Here is an 18,840-nt window from a genome sequence, read left to right as displayed (position 1 = left end):
CGATAAAAAACGTCGGCGCCCCGATTAAGCGCAAGTGCCGACGCTGATGCGGCTTACTTCATGCAGGCGGGCGTGATGCCTTTTTCTTTTGCATACTTCGCAGCGGAAGCCTTGAACAGCGGGTGGATCAGGTTCTTGTTGCCCTCTATCCAATCGGATACCAGCACCCACTTGCCGCCATCCCATTGCTGGACCTTGATCTTGCCCGAGCCTTCGTGGTTATCGCAGGAGGTCTTGATTTCAGGCAGCAGGCCGGTAGCGCCCAGTTGCTGCAGGCGCGCGTTGGTGATATTCAGATTCTCCAGTCCCCAGCGCACGTCTTCGCCGCTCATTACCTTGCCTTTGCCGTACTTGGTCTGGGCGGTCCGTATCGCTTCCACGGTAGCCAGCGCCGCCGATACGCCACGGTTATAAAGTATCGAACCGATCTTCGCCTGGTCCTGCATATTTCCCTTGCCGGCGCCGTACATCACTTTCTCGATATCGGCGATCAGCGGCACGGCTTTTCCGGAAACATTCCAGGTAGCGCTCAGATAACCCTTGGCGGCGTCGCCGGCCGGGACGGTGTCCTCCTCAGACCCGGCCCACCATGAGCCGATGATCTTGTCGCGCGCGTAGCCAACCTTCTGCGCAGCTTTCAAGGCGGTCTGGTTCATCACGCCCCAGCCCCAGAAGATGACGTAGTCAGGATTTTCCTGCCGGATTTTCAGCCATTGCGCGCCCTGCTCGTTGCCGGGATGGGCAACCGGGATCTGCACTACCTTGAACTTGCCCAGCGTCGCCTCGGCTTCCAGCGCGACTATCGGTTCCTTGCCATAGGCCGAGTCGTGGTACAGGAAAACAATCTTCTTGCCCGCCAGCGTACCGCCGTTTTTACTTGCCAGGTATTTGACGATCGCCGAAATCTGCATCTGGTAGGTAGTCACCAGCGGAAAGGCGTACGGGAACACCGAACCGTCGACTGCGTCGGTCCGGCCGTAACCCACCATCAGCAGCGGCACCTTGTCTTCCGCCGTCTTATCGATCAAGGCATAGGCGATGCCGGTCGCCATGGCATTGATCGCGGTGCCTTTGGTGACCGGATTCTTGCCTTTCAGACGCTCGTAGCATTCAACGCCCTTGGCGTTGTTGTATTCGGTTTCGCATTCTTCCCACGACAGCTTGACGCCGTTGATACCGCCTTCTTTCAGGTTAACGTAGCTCAGGTAGTCGATATAGCCGCCGTAATAGGATTGGCCGTTGGTGCCGTAAGGGCCGACCCGATAGCTCGGAATCGCAATGAATTGATCAGTCGCTTGCGCCATCGCCGGCAAGGCCGGCGCCAGCAGGCAGGCTGCAGCGGCGACAGCGAGCATGATTTGTTTTATGGTTTTCATTATCTGGTCTCCTGGTGCTAGTTATCCGTACTCGGGACTGCTTAAAATCTTCCGTAGCTATCAATGCGGGAACGGCCACAAGCGCAGTTTCTCTTTGGTGATCTGCCACAGGCGCGCCAGCCCGTGCGGTTCTACAATCAGGAAAAAAATGATCAAAGCGCCAAACAGCATCATCTGGATATGCGACACCGTGGCATTGGTAAATGGCAGGTGCAGCGAGGTGGCCAACGGCGGCAATACGTTATCCAGGAAAATCGGCAGCAGCAAGATAAAGGCGGAACCGAGAAAAGCCCCCAGGATGCTGCCGACGCCGCCGACGATAATCATGAACAGGATGCGGAAGGACAAATCCAGGGAAAAGCCGTCCGGCTCCACCGAGCCCAGGTAGCAGAAGGCATACAAGGCGCCGGCGACGCCGCAAAAAAAAGAACTGACGGCAAACGCCAGCAGCTTGGTCGGCATCAAACGAATGCCGATGACTTCCGCGGCAACGTCCATATCGCGCACCGCCATCCAGGCCCGTCCGGTGGACGAGCGCACCAGATTTTTCGCCAGCAGCGCCATCACGCAGACAATCGCCAGTACGAACAGGTATTTCTTGACCGGCGTGTTGATGGCGATGCCGAACAGGTCTATCTTTTGCGCGCTGATCACGCCGGAAGAACTGTCGTTGGAAAACCAAGAAAACTTGGTCAGCACCCAGATCACGAAAAATTGCGCAGCCAGTGTCGCCACCGCCAGGTAGAAGCCCTTGATGCGCAACGATGGCAGGCCGAACAAGACGCCCACGGCAGCCGCACAGCAACCGGCCAGGATGAAGGACAGCAGGATCGGAATCCCTTCAATGCGCAGCTGAAAGTTATAGGCAGCATAGGCGCCCACCGCCATGAACGCGGCAGAACCCAGCGATAGCTGGCCGGCATAACCGGTCAATATGTTCAAGCCCAGCGCCGCCAGCGCAAACACCAGGAACGGGATCAGGATGGCGGAAAACCAGTATTCGCTGCCGATCATGGGGATGCCGACAAATGCGACCGCCAGCAAGACAAGCATGCCGATGCGGTCCTGCCGAATCGGAAATATCTGGCTATCCGCGATGTACGAGGTTTTAAACTGTCCGGCCTCACGATAAAACATGGCATGTCTCCGTTCGAATTCTCAAGCTTCTTCCAGATGCGGTCAAAGCGTCATGCATAAGCGTTAAACATAAGCGTCAAACGCGGTCGATATGCCGCTCGCCGAACAAGCCTTCCGGCCGCACCAGCAGAAACAGCAAGGCGAACACATAGGGAAACCATCCTTCTATGCCGCCGAAATTGCCGCCAAACATGTCTTGCATGACCGGCGGGATATAGATCTCGGCCAGCTTTTCGGATACGCCGATGATCAGGCCGCCCGCGATCGCCCCCGGAATCGAAGTAAAGCCGCCCAGTATCAGCACCGGCAAGGCTTTCAAGGCGGTCATCGTCAACGCGAACTGGACGCCGTTGCGCGAACCCCACAGCAAACCGGCAACCAGCGCTACAAAGCCGGCCACGCCCCAGACGATGACCCAGATATGGCGCAAGGGAATCCCCAGCGAAAGCGCCGCCTGATGATCGTCGGCCACCGCCCGCAAGGCGCGGCCGACCCTGGTCTTCTGGAAAAACAGCGCCAGCAGCAGTACCAGCCCGATCACCATGCCGGAAGCGAACAGGTCGAACTTGGAAATCCCGATGCCGAAACCATCCATGATGGAAGCAATCGGCTCATCCACGATACCCAGGTTGATCGCCCGCACTTCGCTGCCGAACAGCATGGGGCCCAATCCCTCCAGGAAAAAAGCCAGTCCGATGGTTGCCATGAATAGCGTAATCGGCGGCTGGTTGACCAGCTTGCGCAGCACCAGCCGTTCGGTCGCCACGGCCACCGCCAGCATCACCAGGAAAGCGCCGATGATCGCGGCCCACATCGGCAAACCCTTGTCCATCAGACCGACCACCGCCAGCGCCGCGAAATAGACCATGGCGCCCTGGGCAAAATTGAACACGCCGGAAGCTTTGTAGATCAGCACGAAACCGAGCGCCACCAGCGAGTACATCAGACCCGAAAGCAAGCCGCTCAGCGTCACCTCAAAGAAAAATTGCATTGCCGTCTCCGTTTAGTGAGAGCTACCGAGGTAGGCTTTGATGACTTCTGGATTATTCATGACTTCGTCCGGTGTGCCGTCGCCGATTTTCTTGCCGTAATCGAGCACCACGACACGGTCCGAGATGTCCATCACCACGCCCATGTCGTGTTCGATCAGGACGATGGTGCTGCCGAACTGATCGTTGACATCCAGGATGAAGCGGCACATATCCTGTTTTTCCTCGACGTTCATGCCGGCCATAGGCTCGTCCAGCAGCAGCATGCTTGGCTCTGCCGCCAGCGCGCGCGCCAGTTCCACTCTTTTTTGCAAGCCGTAAGGCAAGCGTCCAACCGGTGTTTTGCGGATGTGCTGGATTTCCAGGAAATCGATGACTTCCTCGACCTTGCGCCGATGTTCCACCTCTTCATTGCGCGCCCGTCCCCACCAGATAGCGTTGGCCAGGAGGCTGGAATGCATCTTGGTATTACGGCCAGTCATGATGTTGTCGAGCACCGTCATGCCCTTGAACAGGGCGATATTCTGGAAAGTGCGCGCAATCCCCTGCCGCGCCACTGTACTCGGATTCATGCTGTGGCGTGGTACGCCGTGAAACACGATGCTGCCTTTTTGCGGATGGTAGACGCCGTTGATGACATTGATCATCGAACTTTTCCCGGCGCCGTTAGGGCCGATGATGGCGCGGATCTCATGTTCTTTCACATTGAACGAAATATCGGTGAGCGCCTTGACGCCGCCGAACGACAGCGAAATATTCTGCAGATCCAGCACCACTTCGCCGATGTCACGGCCCTTGCCGGTCGCTTGCGGTTCCGGATCGTGCAGCGTCGCGCCAGCCAGCGCCGTTTCCTCCGGCAAGACTTCCTCCGTGACATGTCTTTTCATGATCGCACTCATAGTGGTCAGGCCGCTTTATCAATGGTGGCGAAAGTCTTGGCGTCGACGATCTGCAAATCGGCAGCGATCATGCCTTGCCGGCCGTCTTCGAACTTGACCTGGGTTTCTATGTACTGCGATTGCCTGCCGCCATACAGGGCGTCAATCAGCACCGCATACTTGTTGGCGATGAAATCGCGCCGCACCTTGCGGGTCCGCGTCAATTCGTCGTCATCGGCGTCCAGCTCTTTGTGCAGGATCAAAAAACGGTGAATCTGCGATGCCGCCAGCAAAGGATCTTGCGCCAGGTCGGCATTCACCTTCTCGACGCAGTCGCCGATCAGGCCATACACTGCCTGCTGCGCGGCGAGGTCGGTGTAACTGCTGTAAGCCAGGTTGCGGCGCTCGGCCCAGTTGCCGACTGCATCCATGTCGATGTTGATGAACGCCGTGCAATGTCGACGCAGATTGCCGAACACCACTGCTTCTTTGATGAAGGGGAAAAACTTCAATTTGTTTTCTATGTACTTTGGCGCAAACAAGGTGCCGCAAGCCATCTTGCCGACATCCTTGGCGCGGTCGATGATCTTCAAATGACCGTCGCCGTCGAAAAATCCGGCGTCGCCCGTATGAAAATAACCGTCGGCGTCGATCGCCTCGGCGGTAGCATCCGGCCGTTTGAAATATGCTTTCATCAAACCCGGCGAACGCACCAGCACTTCACCCTTGCTGTCGATATGCACCTCGACCCCCTTCATCGGCCGCCCCACCGTATCCAGCTTGACGTCGCCGGAAGGCTGCATGCAGACAGTGACGCAGGTTTCCGTCATGCCGTACAACTGCTTCAGGTTGATGCCCAGCGAACGATAGAAATCGAACAGGTCGGGGCCGATAGCCTCGCCGCCGGTGTAAGCGACCCGAATCCGCGACATGCCGAGTACATTCTTCAACGGCCCGTAGATCAGCAGATCGCCGACCCCATACAACAAGCGATCGGTGAGCGGCACATCCGGCTTTTTATCGAGTATGCGAATCCCGACCCGCCGCGCGATGCCCATGAAGGCATGGAACAGCTTGCGTTTTATCCAGCCGGCGTCTTCAATCCTGATCATCACTTGCGTCAGGATATTTTCATAGACGCGCGGCGGCGCAAAATAATACGTCGGACCGATCTCGCGCAGATCCATCATCACGGTATTCGGCGATTCCGGGCAATTCAGGCAGAAGCCGGCGACATGGGCTTGCGCAAACGAATACAGAAAATCGCCGACCCAGGCCAGCGGCAGGTAGCACAGCACATCGTCATGCTGGTTCAAATGATCGAACTCAACCAGGGTCTGGGCCGTGCTGATCATCGCCGCATGCGTATGGCAAACGCCTTTCGGTTTGCCCGTGGTGCCGGAGGTGTACAGGATGATGGCGATGTCGCCGGCCTGTCCGGCATTGACCTGATCCATGAAGAAATCGGGATGCATCTGGTCATAGGCCCGGCCCATTTCCGCCACTGTGGCAAACGATGTCAATTCAGGCTGATGATAATTGCGCATGCCACGTTCGTCGTCGACGATGATGCGGCTGATCCGGTGCGGCGGCAGCGTCTGTTTGATTTCAAACACCTTGTCGACCTGCTCCTGGTCTTCGGCCACCACGAAATCGATTTCAGCATCGTCCATGACATAAGCCATGTCGGCCGCAGGCGCATCCTGGTATAAAGGCACCGGCATGCCGCCCAGGCACTGGGCGGCTGACATCGCCCAATACAGCCGCGGGCAGTTATTGCCGACAATCGCCAGGCTCATGCCGCGCCGGAAGCCAAGCGCCGCCAAACCGCAGGCAAAAGCCCGCACTTCCTCGGCAACCTGGGCCCAGCTCGTCGCCTGCCAGATGCCAAGATCTTTTTCCCGGAACGCCGGCTGCTGCGGACGTTCCTTGGCATGCTTCAGGAGCAAACCTGGAAATGTCTCTGCTCCTGGACGTTGTGCTGTCTCCACCATCGCCCCACCTTTTTTATATGGCGCCATGGCATCGATATCGGCGCCATGCGTGCCTGTCAGTGTCAAGTCAGTCTGGGCCGGCAGGCTTACGTCGCACTTACTAGTACTGGTGTAATTGTGTCATGCCGGTTATTCGCTGCTTTATGCGATGATAGTAGTGTGAGTCGAGAGATGCGGTTGTCATCTCGCAGACAATTGCCGAATTTTCGATATTGCAGCGCATCATAATGATCACAGAGACCTCGATTAAAGACATGCTGGCCAAGACCATGTGGGCACGCTCGCTCACCAGCGAACAGCTGACGCGCGTTGAAGCGGAGATGTTCAGCCGCAAAATTGCCGGCGGTGCTTTTGTTTGCCATAAAGGCGATCCGGTCACGCATTGGATTGGCGTGCACGAGGGACTGCTGAAAATGAGCAGCGTTTCTCCCGAAGGGAAAACGGTGTCCTTTGCCGGCATGGCCAACGGCGGCTGGCTGGGCGAAGGCTCGTTGCTCAAGAGCGAACCGCGCAGATATGACGTGGTGGCGCTGCGCGACAGCGAACTGCTGTACATGCCGAAAGCGACTTATCTGTGGCTGCTCGACAACAGCATCCAATTCAATCGTTTCCTGGTCACGCAGCTCAATGAACGGCTGGCGCTGTTTATTTCGCTGGTGGAATACGACCGCATGCTGGAACCGGACGCACGCGTTGCGCGTTGCCTGGCGGCGCTGTTCAATCCCTATCTGAATCCGGGCATAGGCCGCGAGCTGCAAATTTCCCAGGAAGAAGTCGGCAATCTTTCCGGCGCCTCGCGCCAGCGCGCCAACCAGGCATTGCAGGTACTGGAAAAGGCTGGATTGTTGAAGGTCGATTACGGCAGCATCACCATCCTTGACCTGGATGGTTTGCGCCAGTTTCACTCCTGACAGACCTCGCTGCAATGACACGCAAGCGCAGCTTTCCGCCGGTAGTGGATGAACAGGTCCGCATCCTGATACTGGGCAGTTTGCCAGGCAATGTGTCGCTGGCGCACAGCCAGTATTACGCGCATCCGCAAAACCGCTTCTGGAAATTGCTGTCAGAGGTGACCGGCGCCGACTTGCCGGCCCTGTCCTATCCGGACCGGCTGCAGACTCTTTTGGGCAAACGCATCGGTCTATGGGACGTGGTGGCCGAGGCGCGGCGCGATGGCAGCCTGGACAGCAATATCCGCGACCAGGTGCATAACGACCTGCCCACCTTGGCCGCCACCTTGCCGCAATTGACTACCATCGCCTTCAACGGCGGCACCGCAGCCAGGCTGGGACTGAAGGCGCTGGGCCCGCAGGCGGCACGCTATCGCATCGTGCAACTTCCCTCCAGCAGCCCGGCTTATACCCGGCCATATGCGGAAAAGCTGGATGCCTGGCTGCAGCTGAAAGATTGCCTGGACTGAGCTGCTGCGCCTCGGGAACAATCCTGCGGCCCCATTACATAAGGATACGGCGAAGAAAGCAGCCGAACTTTGGGCTAATTGTGGCCGCGGCACGGTATCATTGCCCTACATTTTCATTTCACACCACCTATTACGCCTCATGCTGATCAAACGCAAATCCATAGAAGCCGACGCCAACCGGAGGGCAGGCCCGGGCAAACATTCCGAAGTTGCAAAAAAAGACACGATAAAACAAGCCCGCAAACCCAAATTCGCCCCGGTCACGCTGTCCGAACAAGACGGCGTGCGCTTCCTGCATTTCGGCACCGAATGGGTGCAAGGCGCCATGCGGCTGCGCAAGCCTGACTGGCCTGAACTGGAATATGCCCAGCAGATGATGGCCTGGATGTTGTTTAATCCGGAACCGCAACACATCGTGCAACTGGGTCTGGGTACGGCGGCGCTGACCAAGTTCAGTTATCGCCAGTTTCCTGATGCGCGCGTCACCGCAATCGAACTTAACCCGTCGGTACTGGCGATTTGCGCTTCGATGTTCAAACTGCCTGCCGACGACGAACGGCTATCGGTGCTGGAGATGGACGCCATGGATTTCGTGCTCGACTCGCGCAACCACGACAGCATCGATGCCTTGCAAGTCGATCTGTACGACGCCACCGCGCGCGGCCCGGTACTCGATACCCCTGAGTTTTACAGCGCTTGCGCAGCTTGCCTGAGGGATGACGGCATCATGACCGTCAATCTGTTTGGCGACCATCCCAGCTACGCCAAGAACCTGAAAGCCATGAAGTTTGCCTTCGACGCTGTCTGGTGCCTGCCTGAAGTCCACGAAGGCAATGTGATCGCCATCGCGTTCAAGAAGGCGCCGCCAGTCGATTTCAGCGCCTTGTACGAACGCGCTGCCGAAATTACCGCAAGCACCAGGCTGCCGGCCAAATCGTGGGTAAACGGATTGAAGGCCTGGCATTCGCCGCAGTAAGAAATAAGAGATTAATGCAGTGCTTCTCAATTGATATGCAATTGATGCCCGATTGAAGAGAAACACATCAGATCAACCCGACTCAACCAACCGACATTCCCATTGCAATGAACAATGCATCGCAAAAGACCCTGGACCTGCAGCAGATCTTCACCTGGTTGCTGAACGATGGCACGGTCGACAAGAATGAAGTCAAACAGTTCTACACCCAGGCGCAGGGGATTTTCCGCAACGCCCCGATTGCGATCCATCCGCTCAATGCAGTCGCCCAGTGCAAGCGCCAGTCGGCGTTACCGCCGCACCGCGCCATCACGCTCGAGTGGCTCACCGAGTGGCTGGCACGCCAGGTGCAAATGCCGTTCTACCGGATCGACCCGCTGAAGATCGATTTCGCCAAGGTCGCCGACGTCATGTCAGCCAGTTACGCCACGCGTTTCAATATCCTGCCGGTCGAACTGAGCCTGACCGACCTGGTGATTGCCACAGCCGAGCCGTTCCGCACCGAATGGCAAGCGGAAATCGCCAAGATCTCGCGCCGTAATATCCGCCTGGTGATTGCCAACCCGCTCGATATCACGCAATACATCACGCAATTTTTCACGCTGGCGAAATCGATCAAGAGCGCCCATAAATCGGGCGGACAAGACCTGGCGCTGCGGAACAACTTCGAGCAGCTGGTTGAACTCGGCAAATCCAACAAGCAAGTCGACGCCAACGACCAGCATATTGTCAATATCGTCGACTGGTTGTGGCAATACGCGTTTGAACAGCGCGCCTCCGACATCCACATGGAGCCCAAGCGCGATTTCAGCGCCATCCGTTTCCGCATCGACGGCGTCCTGCATCAGGTGTACCAGGTGCCGGCGGTAGTCATGATTGCCATGACCGCACGCATCAAATTGCTGGGGCGGATGGACGTTATCGAAAAGCGCCGGCCGCAGGATGGCCGCATCAAGACCCGTACCGCCGGCGGCCAGGAAATCGAACTGCGCCTGTCTACCTTGCCGACTGCCTTCGGCGAGAAGCTGGTGATGCGGATTTTCGATCCGGATGTGGTGGTCAAAACCTTGCCGGAACTGGGCTTCCCGACTGACGACGCCTTGCGCTGGGATGCACTGACCAAGCGGCCGCACGGCATTATCCTGGTGACCGGCCCGACCGGTTCCGGCAAAACCACGACCTTGTATACCACGCTCAAGGCGCTGGCCACTTCCGAAGTCAACGTCTGTTCGGTGGAAGATCCGATTGAAATGGTGGAGCCCTCGTTCAACCAGATGCAGGTCAATCACGGCATCGACCTCACCTTCGCCGATGGCGTGCGGGCCTTGATGCGGCAGGATCCCGACATCATCATGGTGGGCGAAATCCGCGATCTGGAAACTGCGGAAATGGCCATCCAGGCGGCCCTCACCGGCCATCTGGTGCTGTCGACCTTGCATACCAACGATGCGCCGTCGGCAGTGATGCGCTTGCTGGAACTGGGTGTGCCTTACTATCTGCTGGAAACCACATTGATCGGCATCATGGCGCAACGCCTGGTGCGCACGCTGTGCACCCACTGCAAAAGCGCCGACGGTCATGTCGCCGATGAAGTCTGGGCGACGCTGGTTGAAAGCTGGAACCTGCCCAAACCTGCCACCGTCTATCATCCGGTCGGCTGCCCGGAATGCCGTCAGACCGGCTACCGTGGACGCACCGGCCTGTACGAACTGCTGACCGTCACCCAGCCGTTCTCAAAACTGATCCAGACCGAAACCGATATCCACGCGCTGAAACAGCAAAGCATCACCGACGGCATGAAGCCTTTGCGCCTGGCCGGCGCGTTGAAGGTAATGGAAGGCGTCACCACGGTGGAAGAAGTCTTGAAAGTCACCTCGGCGCTGACCTGAGCCGCGATCTGCCTGTATCCAAGCCGATAAGGGCTACCAGTCTTCACGACCGGTAGCCCTTGCGTCATTTTACCGCCCCGGATTGGCAAGCGCCTGACATCAATATAGATGCAATTACCAAACAAACAATTTTATCTATGTGGATAGCTCCTAGCAACGGCTCCCGGTAACGGCTCCCGGCAACGGTCACTGCGTCAACGCTAGAATAGATTTCCAATAGACAAACATTTAACCTTTGCGTAAGCTAAGGCACGCTGCTGCCGACGCCGTTTTCAATGCCTGCCGATTTGCTTGAAAGCGGCGTCAGCACTAGCCCAGGGAGAAATATGGTTTTTGCGGTACAGGGAGTAGTCAGGAGCTGTTAGTTTGCAATAAAAAAAACAGGCGGGAAACCCGCTCCGACCATGCGCAGTCAAATCCGGATAAAAATAATGAAATTGATCAATTTTAATTTCGTAACGGTAGCACTTGTCTTTTGTTTCACCAGTTCAGCGTTTGCCCAGGAAGATCCAACCTTGTTCCTGAACCGCGCCAACGCAAAAATCGCCAAGGCGATGGCCTTCAAGACCACCTGGGACGGCCCCACCAGCGGCCCGAAAATAGCAGCACAAAAAAAATCGATTGTGCTGATCGCCTCTAATCTCAAGAACAACGGCGTCATGCGCGTCGCCAACGGCGTCAAAGAAGCGGCGGCGGTAGCCGGCTGGGACGTCTTTGTGATCGATTGCTGGGGCGTCAACAGCAAACACGCGGAGGCCTTCAGCAGAGCGCTGGCCTTGCAGCCGAACGGCATCGTGCTGGCCGGGATCGACGCCAACGAACAACCCAAGGAGATGAACAACGCCAACGCCCAGAAGGTACCGGTGATCGGCTGGCATGCATCTACCAGGATAGGCCCCAGCGACGGCTTGTTCACCAACGTCACCGCCGATCCTAAAGAAGAGGCGTTGATGGCAGCCTTGTTAGGGGTAGTCGATTCAAACGGCAAGGCCGGGGTAGTGGTCCTCACCGATCCGAACAGCCTGTATGCGCAGTCGAAATCGAATGCCATAGCCGCGGCAATCAAACAATGCCGGACCTGCAGCCTGCTCAGTGTAGAAGCATTGCCGGCCACCACCACTGCCGACAAGATACCGGCCTTGCTCACTTCACTGACGCAGCGCTTCGGCAAAAAATGGACGCACATCATCGGCGTCAATGACAACTACCTTGATATGCTGGCGACTCCGGCCTCGGCGGCGATTATCGTCGACAACAAGATTGAGGCGCTGTCTGCAGGCGAAGGCTCTGAATCGGCCTATCAACGCATCCGCAGCAAGAGCATCCAGGTCGCTACCGTGCCGGAGCCGTTCGGCCAGCAAGGCTGGCAAATCATCGATGAATTGAACCGCTCGTTTGCCGGTGAAAAAGCCAGCACCTATACTACGCCTGTGTATCTGGTCACAGAGCAGAACATCGCATTTCACGGCGGCCAGCAGAACACTTTTGAACCGAATAACGGCTACCGCGCGGAATATAAGAAAATCTGGGGAAAATAAAGCCTTTGGCCCGCGCCTGCGCGATGGCGGTAGAATCGGAAAGTGGCAGCTCCGTTCAACGATAGTGATAGTTCAAGGAGAATGCAAATGCAATCCAGAAGAATCCTTATCGCGCAAGGCGGCGGCCCCACCGCTGTGATCAACCAATCCCTGGCGGGAGTGGTCCTGGCGGCGCGCAGCATACGCGATGTCGACCTGGTGTACGGAGCACGCAATGGCGTCCGTGGCATAGTCAACGAAGACTTTCTTGACCTGGGCCAGGAAACCAGCAGCAACCTGGAGCTGGTGGCGAACACGCCGTCTTCCGCGCTGGGATCGACACGTGACAAGCCTGACCTCAAGTATTGCCAAGAGATTATCCAGGTGCTGCAAGCGCACCAGATAAACCATTTTTTCTATATAGGCGGCAACGATTCATCCGACACCCTGCGCATTCTCAGCCTGGAGGCGGAAAAGCTAGCCTTCCCCCTACGCTGTATCCATATCCCCAAAACCATCGACAACGATCTGGTCAGCAACGATCACACGCCAGGTTTTCCGTCGGCGGCGCGCTTCGTAGCCCAGGCCTTTGCCGGCGCCAACCTCGATAACGCTTCCCTGCCCGGCGTCTACGTCGGCGTGGTGATGGGACGGCACGCCGGCTTTTTGACGGCGGCATCGGCGCTGGGCAGAAAATTCCCCGATGACGGACCGCATCTGATTTATCTGCCGGAACGCGTATTTGTGCTGGAGAAATTCCTGGCCGATGTGAAACAAGCCTACCAGCGTTTCGGCCGTTGCGTGATCGCCGTCTCCGAAGGCATACACGATGCATCGGGCACGCCTATCGCCAGCCTGCTGGCGACAACGGTGGAGCGCGATGCCCACGGCAATGTGCAACTATCCGGCACCGGCGCCCTGGCCGATTTGCTGTGCGAAGAGATCAAATCGAAACTAAATATCAAGCGCGTCCGCGGCGATACCTTCGGCTATCTGCAGCGCTCGTTCATGGGTTGCGTATCGGATGTGGACCAGCGGGAAGCGCGCGAGGTCGGTGAAAAGGCGCTGCAGTTTGCAGTGCAAACTGACCGCAACGGCTCGGTCGCCATCAAGCGTAGCGGCGCTTATTCGGTAGACTATGAATTGCTGGCGCTGGATGTGGTGGCAGGTAAAACCAGAGTCATGGAAGATGAGCTGATCGCCGCCAGCGGCACCGACGTCACCGATGCTTTCCGGCTCTACCTGCAACCCTTGCTGGGATCGGGCATGCCAGACGGCTTCCGTCTGCGCTCCCATGCGGTCGCCAAGCTACGCAATACCGCTGGCTGATCCGTTCCGCTCTTATGGCGGCGTGCCCTCCATGGCGCTGTCGTACTTACCGAGACGTGCCAGGCCGTTCAACTGGCAACGACGGAAGAAGGTTTTTTGCGCTTCAGCCACATTCTGCTCCTGTCCCTTCCAGGCCGCCAGCACCGGCGCCTGCAGCGCCCGCCCATAAGAAAAGCTAACCGGCCAGGGATGCACGCCGAGCTGGTTCATGGCGCTCAAATGCGCCGTCGCATCCTGTGCGCTTTGTCCACCCGACAAAAAGACAATGCCCGGCACCGCCGCCGGCACATAGCGCGTCAGGCAACGCATGGTAGCCTCGGCAACTTGCTGCACATCGGCTTGCCGCGCGCACTTCATGCCGGCGATGACCATGTTCGGCTTGAGCAACATGCCCTCGAACGCAACGCGCTGCGCATCCAGCTCGGCGAACACGATTTCCAGCACCTGTGATGTCACCGCCTCGCAGCGTTGGATGCTATGGGAGCCGTCCATCAGCACTTCCGGTTCAACGATAGGCACAATGCCGACTTCCTGGCACAGCGCTGCGTAGCGCGCCAGGGCGTGGGCATTGGCCTGGATGGCAGACACGCTCGGGATGTCGCTCTCATAAATCTCGATCACGCCGCGCCATTTGGCAAACCTGGCGCCCAGCTGCTGATACTCCTGAAGGCGTTCGCGCAAGCCGTCCAGTCCTTCGGTGATTTTCTCGCCCACATGCAATGCCAGCGGCTTGGCGCCGCCATCCACCTTGATGCCGGGGATGATGCCGCGGCGCGCCAGCAGCTCGGCAAAAGGCGTTCCCTCCGCACTGCTCTGGCGTAACGTTTCATCGTACAGAATGACACCACCGATATAAGGTTCCACGCCCTCGGTGGTGAACAGGATTTCGCGATAGCGACGGCGGTTTTCTTCCGTGCATTCGAGCTTGATTGCATCGAACCGTTTCTTGATGGTCGGCCCGCTTTCGTCCGCGGCCAGGATACCCTTCTGTTGCGCAACGATGGCGCTGGCCACCGATTTTAGCTCGTCGATATTCATAGCTGGTTACTCCCAGTGATGACTGCAGACTGCGAAAAGTTCTCCGGAACATGCTGCCACGAATGCGCCGGCAAGGCAACTGGCGGCAACACCGGACACTGCACAAAATGCATGCTTAGGTGCGCTACCGCACCGACCAACTGCTGTTTTAAGGCTATTTTAGAATCAGGGTGTAGGTATTTACCTATAACTCGATATTTAACAAAGAGGTGCTCCATGAAAACGAACCACAAACTGTCAGTCGGTGCGATGACACTGCTGATGGCAATTAGCCTGAGCGCATGTGACGGCATGTCCCGGCGTGGCCAGAACACGGCAATCGGCGCCGGCATCGGCGCCGTCGGCGGTGCTGTGTTGACCAACGGTAGCGCCCTTGGCACCGTCGGCGGCGCAGCAGTTGGCGGCGTCATCGGCAACCAGGCCGGAAAACGCTGATTGGATGGCAGGGCCGATACACCTGCTCCTGACAAAATTGTCAGTGTCTTGCTATAAAAATTGCAGGCTCCGGCCCACTTCCATGCGCGCTTGCGTACGTGCTACCTACAGCAGCGCTGCATAAGCCTTCCGCTCGACCTCATAGCAAGCGCATGCAGCAGCTTCCAGTCCCGATCGATCAAGCACCTTGATGTTGCCGCGCCGATACTCTATAAGCCCGTCACGCTGCAAGGCGCTGGCGGCAGCCGTGATGCCTTCACGGCGCACACCGAGCATGGTTGCCAGGAATTCATGGGTAATGCGGAAGTGGTCGGAATGCGCGCGATCCTGGCTCATCAAGAGCCAGCGCGCCAGGCGCGGTCCGATCAAATGAAAACGCAGGCATGCCGCAGAGGTGGCCATCTGCGCCATGCGTACATACAGATAATTGTGCATGCCGCGCTGTAAAGCCGTGCTGCACCCGAGTTCACTACGGAAAGCGCCGACACTTATGCGCCGCACAGTGCCGGGGCTTTGCACCACGGCATGCACCGGCGCCATGGCCACGCCTAGCGCCATCTGCCCTCCCAGCATGCCCTCCCGTCCCACCATGCCAACCTCCACGCCGAGGCTGCCATCAATCAACGCCATCAGTGAAATCGATGCATCGATGGGGAAATAGACGTGACGGATAGGCTTGCCTGGTTCGCACAATATTTCACCCTGCTCCAGCTCAATCAACTCGCTGACAGCAAGCAGGCGCACCCGCTCCTTGCGCGGAAGCAGCTCGATCAAATGGTTCTCGACGGTGCCCAAACCAGTTCTCCGGTATATTGCCGGCCCACCACCTTAATTTGCGGGAGGCCGGAGCGAGATGAAGATCGCGTTATTGGCAAATACAATGTCGGGTAGTAACAGCAGTTTGCAGCAGGCATTGCCGCCCGACTGTCTGTTAGCCCACATAGGGGAATGTAATTGAGCGCCCGGCGTAGAACGGCCCGGCAGACGGTCTTGATTCAGATTGCCAACTTATCGGGGAGCAGCCGGTCGCACTCCTTCTTCACCACTGCATAGCATTCGCACGTGCGTTGTTCCAGCCCGGCCCGGTCCAACACTGTGATGTGTCCGCGCACATAGCGAATCAGTCCAGCCGTCTGCAAACTTCCTGCTGCCTCGGTAACGCCTTCGCGACGTACGCCGAGCATGTTGGCGATCAGTTCCTGCGTCATCACCAGATCGTTGCCCTGCAGGCGATCCAGGCTTAACAGCAGCCAGCGGCATAGCTGCTGGTCCAGCGTATGGTGCCGGTTGCACACTGCGGTCTGCGACATCTGCGTGATCAGAGCCTGGGTATAGCGCAACAGCAGGTGCAGCACCGGGCCGGCGCGGTTGAACTCCTCCTTCATTACCCGCGCTCCCAACCGAAAACCCTGGCCGGCGCTTTGCACCACCGCCCGGCTAGGGGTGGATTCACCACCCATGAACAGGGAAACGCCGACGATGCCCTCGTTGCCCACCACGGCGATCTCGGCCGAGGCGCCGTTTTCCAGCAGATACAACAGCGAAACGATGGAAGTGGTCGGGAAATAGACATAGCTCAGCGTGCTGCCCGATTCGTACAGCACTTGGCCGAGCGGCATCTCGACGGCTTCCAGTTGCGGCAGCCAGCGCCCCCACTCAGCGTCCGGAAGCGCGGCCAGTAAACGGTTTTTCCTGGGATCCGGTGAGTTGTCCATACTGAAATTCCAAGGCTGGTTTAGCTGCTAAAAAAGCGTCGGCATACTGAATATTTGTTTTGAGTATAGACCGCCAAAGCGCCTGTATGTTCGGTAGTGCACAGAGCAACAATTCCACCAGGACCTTGGCAACCACCAGTGTGGGACGCACCATGAGCCAACATGTTTGTTGCCGAACAGGATTTTATACAAAAAGACAACATTTCATGTTAGATTTCCATCCAGCAACTTGCGACAGTCAAAATTTTGGGAAACGGGAAAACGTATGCATGAAAATATCAAAGGCAATCGCTGCCGCAGGCTCATACTCGCAAGCGCGACCGCAGCTACGGCATGCGTATTTTTCTCGGGATTGATGATCGCCAACGCCGCTGCTACATCACCTGCACCGAATGCGATCACCGCGGACGGCGGCCAATATTATGGCCAGCTCGCGGACGGCAAGATGCAGGGCCAGGGAAAAATAGAATGGGCGACCGGCGCCAGCTACGAAGGCGCCTTTGACAAAGGCCTGTTTTCGGGAAAAGGAAAATACCGTTCAGATACCGGCTATCTGTACGACGGCGAATTCAAGCAAGGAACATACGCCGGCAAAGGTGAAATAAAGTACCAGGACGGACGCACCTACGCAGGTGAATTCGCCAACGGGCAATATCAAGGCAAAGGGCGATTTGAAGTAAAGGATGAAGAATCCTACGAAGGGGAATTCGACAAAGGAGAGTTCACGGGGTACGGCATCTACCAGGTGCACAAAGGTTCTCGCTATGTCGGCGCTTTCAAGAAATGGCGCCCTCAAGGCGGCGGCCGGCTTACCGATGCAGGCGGCAATATCTATGAGGGCATCTTTGCCGACGGCCGGCTGACCGGAAAAGCACGCTACATCGGCAAGGACGGCAGCAGCTATGTAGGCGAGTTCAAAAACTGGAAATATCACGGGCAAGGGATTTACCGGAATGCCAACGGCGATCAGTACACCGGAAATTTTGCCTATGGCATGTATGAGGGTGAAGGCGTCCTTACTTACGCTGCGCCCCAAAAGGATGGCCGCACCGAGGACAGCGGCACCTGGAGTTACGGCGTCCTGGAAAACAAGACAGCTGAAACGCAAACCAGGGTGAATATAGAAACCGCCTTATACAATCAACGCGCCCTGCTCGACAAGGCTCTGGCAGCCATTGCGCCGCATGAACCCGGCAAGATCAATCTGTATCTGCTGGCTGTAGCCGGCGACGGGTCGCAAGAAGTATTTCACCGCGAGACAGATTTTGTCCGCAAGCAGTTTGACCGCGATTTCGGCACCCGCGGACGTTCCATAGTGCTGGTGAACAGCCGCAATACTGTAGCCCAGGCGCCGATGGCGACAGTGACCAGCATCCGCGAAAGCCTGAACGTCATCGCCAGCCGGATGGATAAGGAAAACGACATCTTGTTCCTGTACCTGACCAGCCACGGATCGAAAGATCATGAATTGAGTCTGGCCCAGAATGGCATGGAGTTGCGCAACCTTCAAGCACAGGAGCTTGGAAAACTGCTGTCTGAATCAGGCATACGCTGGAAAGTGGTCGTGGTCTCAGCCTGCTACGCGGGTGGTTTCATCCAGCCCTTAAAAGACGAACACACCATGGTGATTGCCGCCGCACGCCAGGACCGAACCTCCTTCGGATGTGCCGATGACAACGACTTCACTTACTTCGGCAAAGCTTTTTTCCAAAGATCCTTGCCTGGCAGCGCATCCTTCAGCGAAGCTTTCGATAAAGCCAAGGCACTGGTCACAAGCTGGGAAAACGATGACATCAAGGCCGCCGGAAAATCCTCTGAAGTTAGCCATTCAGAACCGCAAATACATCACACCGCCCTGCTCGATCAGTACTTGAAAAAATGGCGGGCACAGGCAAAAACTGCAGCGCCCGCAGGGAATGCAAGGTAATCCCAGGCTGGAAGACACGCTCAATCGATTTCACGTTTCGGCGTCAGGGTGCGGCCGATACCGACACGCATTTAAGCCAAGAGTTTCACAACGAACCAAGCAGTTATTGCGCATCGGCATGTTCTGATAATTTTAACAATTCCGACCGGTGTGGTGTATAACTATTAGGTGTCACGACGTGTGTGACGAGTGGGGCCGGCGAGTGTGGTGCTCGCTCGGA

Annotated in this window: 16 protein-coding genes; 8 read left to right on the top strand and 8 right to left on the bottom strand. The window is 57.3% G+C overall.

The features are described from left to right. Positions 1-53 precede the first annotated feature (53 nt). The 5 genes from BLV81_RS00865 to BLV81_RS00845 form a co-directional block, all read right to left on the bottom strand. On the bottom strand, positions 54-1,376 hold the full coding sequence (locus BLV81_RS00865; protein WP_092351465.1) for an ABC transporter substrate-binding protein: 1,323 nt from the start codon (positions 1,374-1,376) through the stop codon (positions 54-56). Positions 1,377-1,436: 60 nt separating this feature from the next. Further along, positions 1,437-2,513, bottom strand: a complete 1,077-nt coding sequence (locus tag BLV81_RS00860; RefSeq protein ID WP_092351463.1) for a branched-chain amino acid ABC transporter permease — start codon at positions 2,511-2,513, stop codon at positions 1,437-1,439. 76 nt (positions 2,514-2,589) lie between these two features. Beyond that, positions 2,590-3,504 (bottom strand): branched-chain amino acid ABC transporter permease, encoded by a 915-nt coding sequence (locus BLV81_RS00855; RefSeq protein WP_092351461.1) that lies wholly within the window; start codon positions 3,502-3,504, stop codon positions 2,590-2,592. 12 nt (positions 3,505-3,516) lie between these two features. Further along, positions 3,517-4,401 carry an ABC transporter ATP-binding protein gene (locus BLV81_RS00850; RefSeq protein ID WP_092351459.1) on the bottom strand — a complete coding sequence of 295 codons (885 nt, stop codon included), beginning with the start codon at positions 4,399-4,401 and terminating at the stop codon, positions 3,517-3,519. A 5-nt stretch (positions 4,402-4,406) separates the two neighbouring features. Further along, a complete protein-coding gene (locus tag BLV81_RS00845; protein ID WP_092351748.1) occupies positions 4,407-6,374 on the bottom strand; it encodes an AMP-dependent synthetase/ligase in 1,968 nt (655 codons plus the stop codon). Between the two features lie 254 nt (positions 6,375-6,628). Between BLV81_RS00845 and BLV81_RS00840 the strand changes: the two genes are divergently transcribed. From BLV81_RS00840 to BLV81_RS00815, 6 genes are all read left to right on the top strand, one after another. Beyond that, on the top strand, positions 6,629-7,285 hold the full coding sequence (locus BLV81_RS00840; protein ID WP_176992698.1) for a Crp/Fnr family transcriptional regulator: 657 nt from the start codon (positions 6,629-6,631) through the stop codon (positions 7,283-7,285). A 14-nt stretch (positions 7,286-7,299) separates the two neighbouring features. Then, positions 7,300-7,794 carry a DNA-deoxyinosine glycosylase gene (locus BLV81_RS00835; protein WP_092351455.1) on the top strand — a complete coding sequence of 165 codons (495 nt, stop codon included), beginning with the start codon at positions 7,300-7,302 and terminating at the stop codon, positions 7,792-7,794. A 139-nt stretch (positions 7,795-7,933) separates the two neighbouring features. After that, positions 7,934-8,770, top strand: coding sequence for a spermine/spermidine synthase domain-containing protein (locus BLV81_RS00830; protein ID WP_092351453.1), 837 nt, complete (start codon positions 7,934-7,936; stop codon positions 8,768-8,770). A 107-nt stretch (positions 8,771-8,877) separates the two neighbouring features. Beyond that, entirely contained in the window at positions 8,878-10,659 is a 1,782-nt protein-coding gene (locus BLV81_RS00825) for a type IV pilus assembly ATPase TfpB (RefSeq protein WP_092351451.1), read from the top strand. Positions 10,660-11,090: 431 nt separating this feature from the next. After that, positions 11,091-12,197, top strand: coding sequence for a substrate-binding domain-containing protein (locus BLV81_RS00820; protein WP_176992687.1), 1,107 nt, complete (start codon positions 11,091-11,093; stop codon positions 12,195-12,197). An 87-nt stretch (positions 12,198-12,284) separates the two neighbouring features. Next, positions 12,285-13,505 carry a 6-phosphofructokinase gene (locus BLV81_RS00815; RefSeq protein WP_092351447.1) on the top strand — a complete coding sequence of 407 codons (1,221 nt, stop codon included), beginning with the start codon at positions 12,285-12,287 and terminating at the stop codon, positions 13,503-13,505. 12 nt (positions 13,506-13,517) lie between these two features. Here the strand turns inward: BLV81_RS00815 and BLV81_RS00810 are convergent, their stop codons facing one another. Then, the gene (locus BLV81_RS00810) at positions 13,518-14,543 is read right to left on the bottom strand and encodes a class I fructose-bisphosphate aldolase (RefSeq protein WP_092351445.1); all 1,026 of its coding nucleotides are present in this window, start codon (positions 14,541-14,543) and stop codon (positions 13,518-13,520) included. Positions 14,544-14,759: 216 nt separating this feature from the next. Between BLV81_RS00810 and BLV81_RS00805 the strand changes: the two genes are divergently transcribed. After that, on the top strand, positions 14,760-14,978 hold the full coding sequence (locus BLV81_RS00805; RefSeq protein WP_092351443.1) for a glycine zipper 2TM domain-containing protein: 219 nt from the start codon (positions 14,760-14,762) through the stop codon (positions 14,976-14,978). Between the two features lie 105 nt (positions 14,979-15,083). On the opposite strand, the gene BLV81_RS00800 is transcribed toward BLV81_RS00805, so the two are convergent. Together BLV81_RS00800 and BLV81_RS00795 are read right to left on the bottom strand one after the other, a co-directional pair. Further along, positions 15,084-15,773: a Crp/Fnr family transcriptional regulator gene (locus BLV81_RS00800; protein ID WP_092351441.1), complete on the bottom strand. Its 690-nt coding sequence runs from the start codon at positions 15,771-15,773 to the stop codon at positions 15,084-15,086. Between the two features lie 200 nt (positions 15,774-15,973). After that, a complete protein-coding gene (locus BLV81_RS00795) occupies positions 15,974-16,693 on the bottom strand; it encodes a Crp/Fnr family transcriptional regulator (protein ID WP_092351439.1) in 720 nt (239 codons plus the stop codon). 265 nt (positions 16,694-16,958) lie between these two features. Here BLV81_RS00795 and BLV81_RS00790 point away from each other — a divergent pair, with 265 nt between their 5' ends. Next, a complete protein-coding gene (locus BLV81_RS00790) occupies positions 16,959-18,620 on the top strand; it encodes a C13 family peptidase (protein WP_092351437.1) in 1,662 nt (553 codons plus the stop codon). The last annotated feature ends 220 nt before the right edge of the window (positions 18,621-18,840 follow it).

The organism is Collimonas sp. OK242 (assembly GCF_900107095.1).
Taxonomy (GTDB): domain Bacteria; phylum Pseudomonadota; class Gammaproteobacteria; order Burkholderiales; family Burkholderiaceae_D; genus Collimonas.
This window is presented reverse-complemented; position numbering and strand designations above follow the sequence as displayed.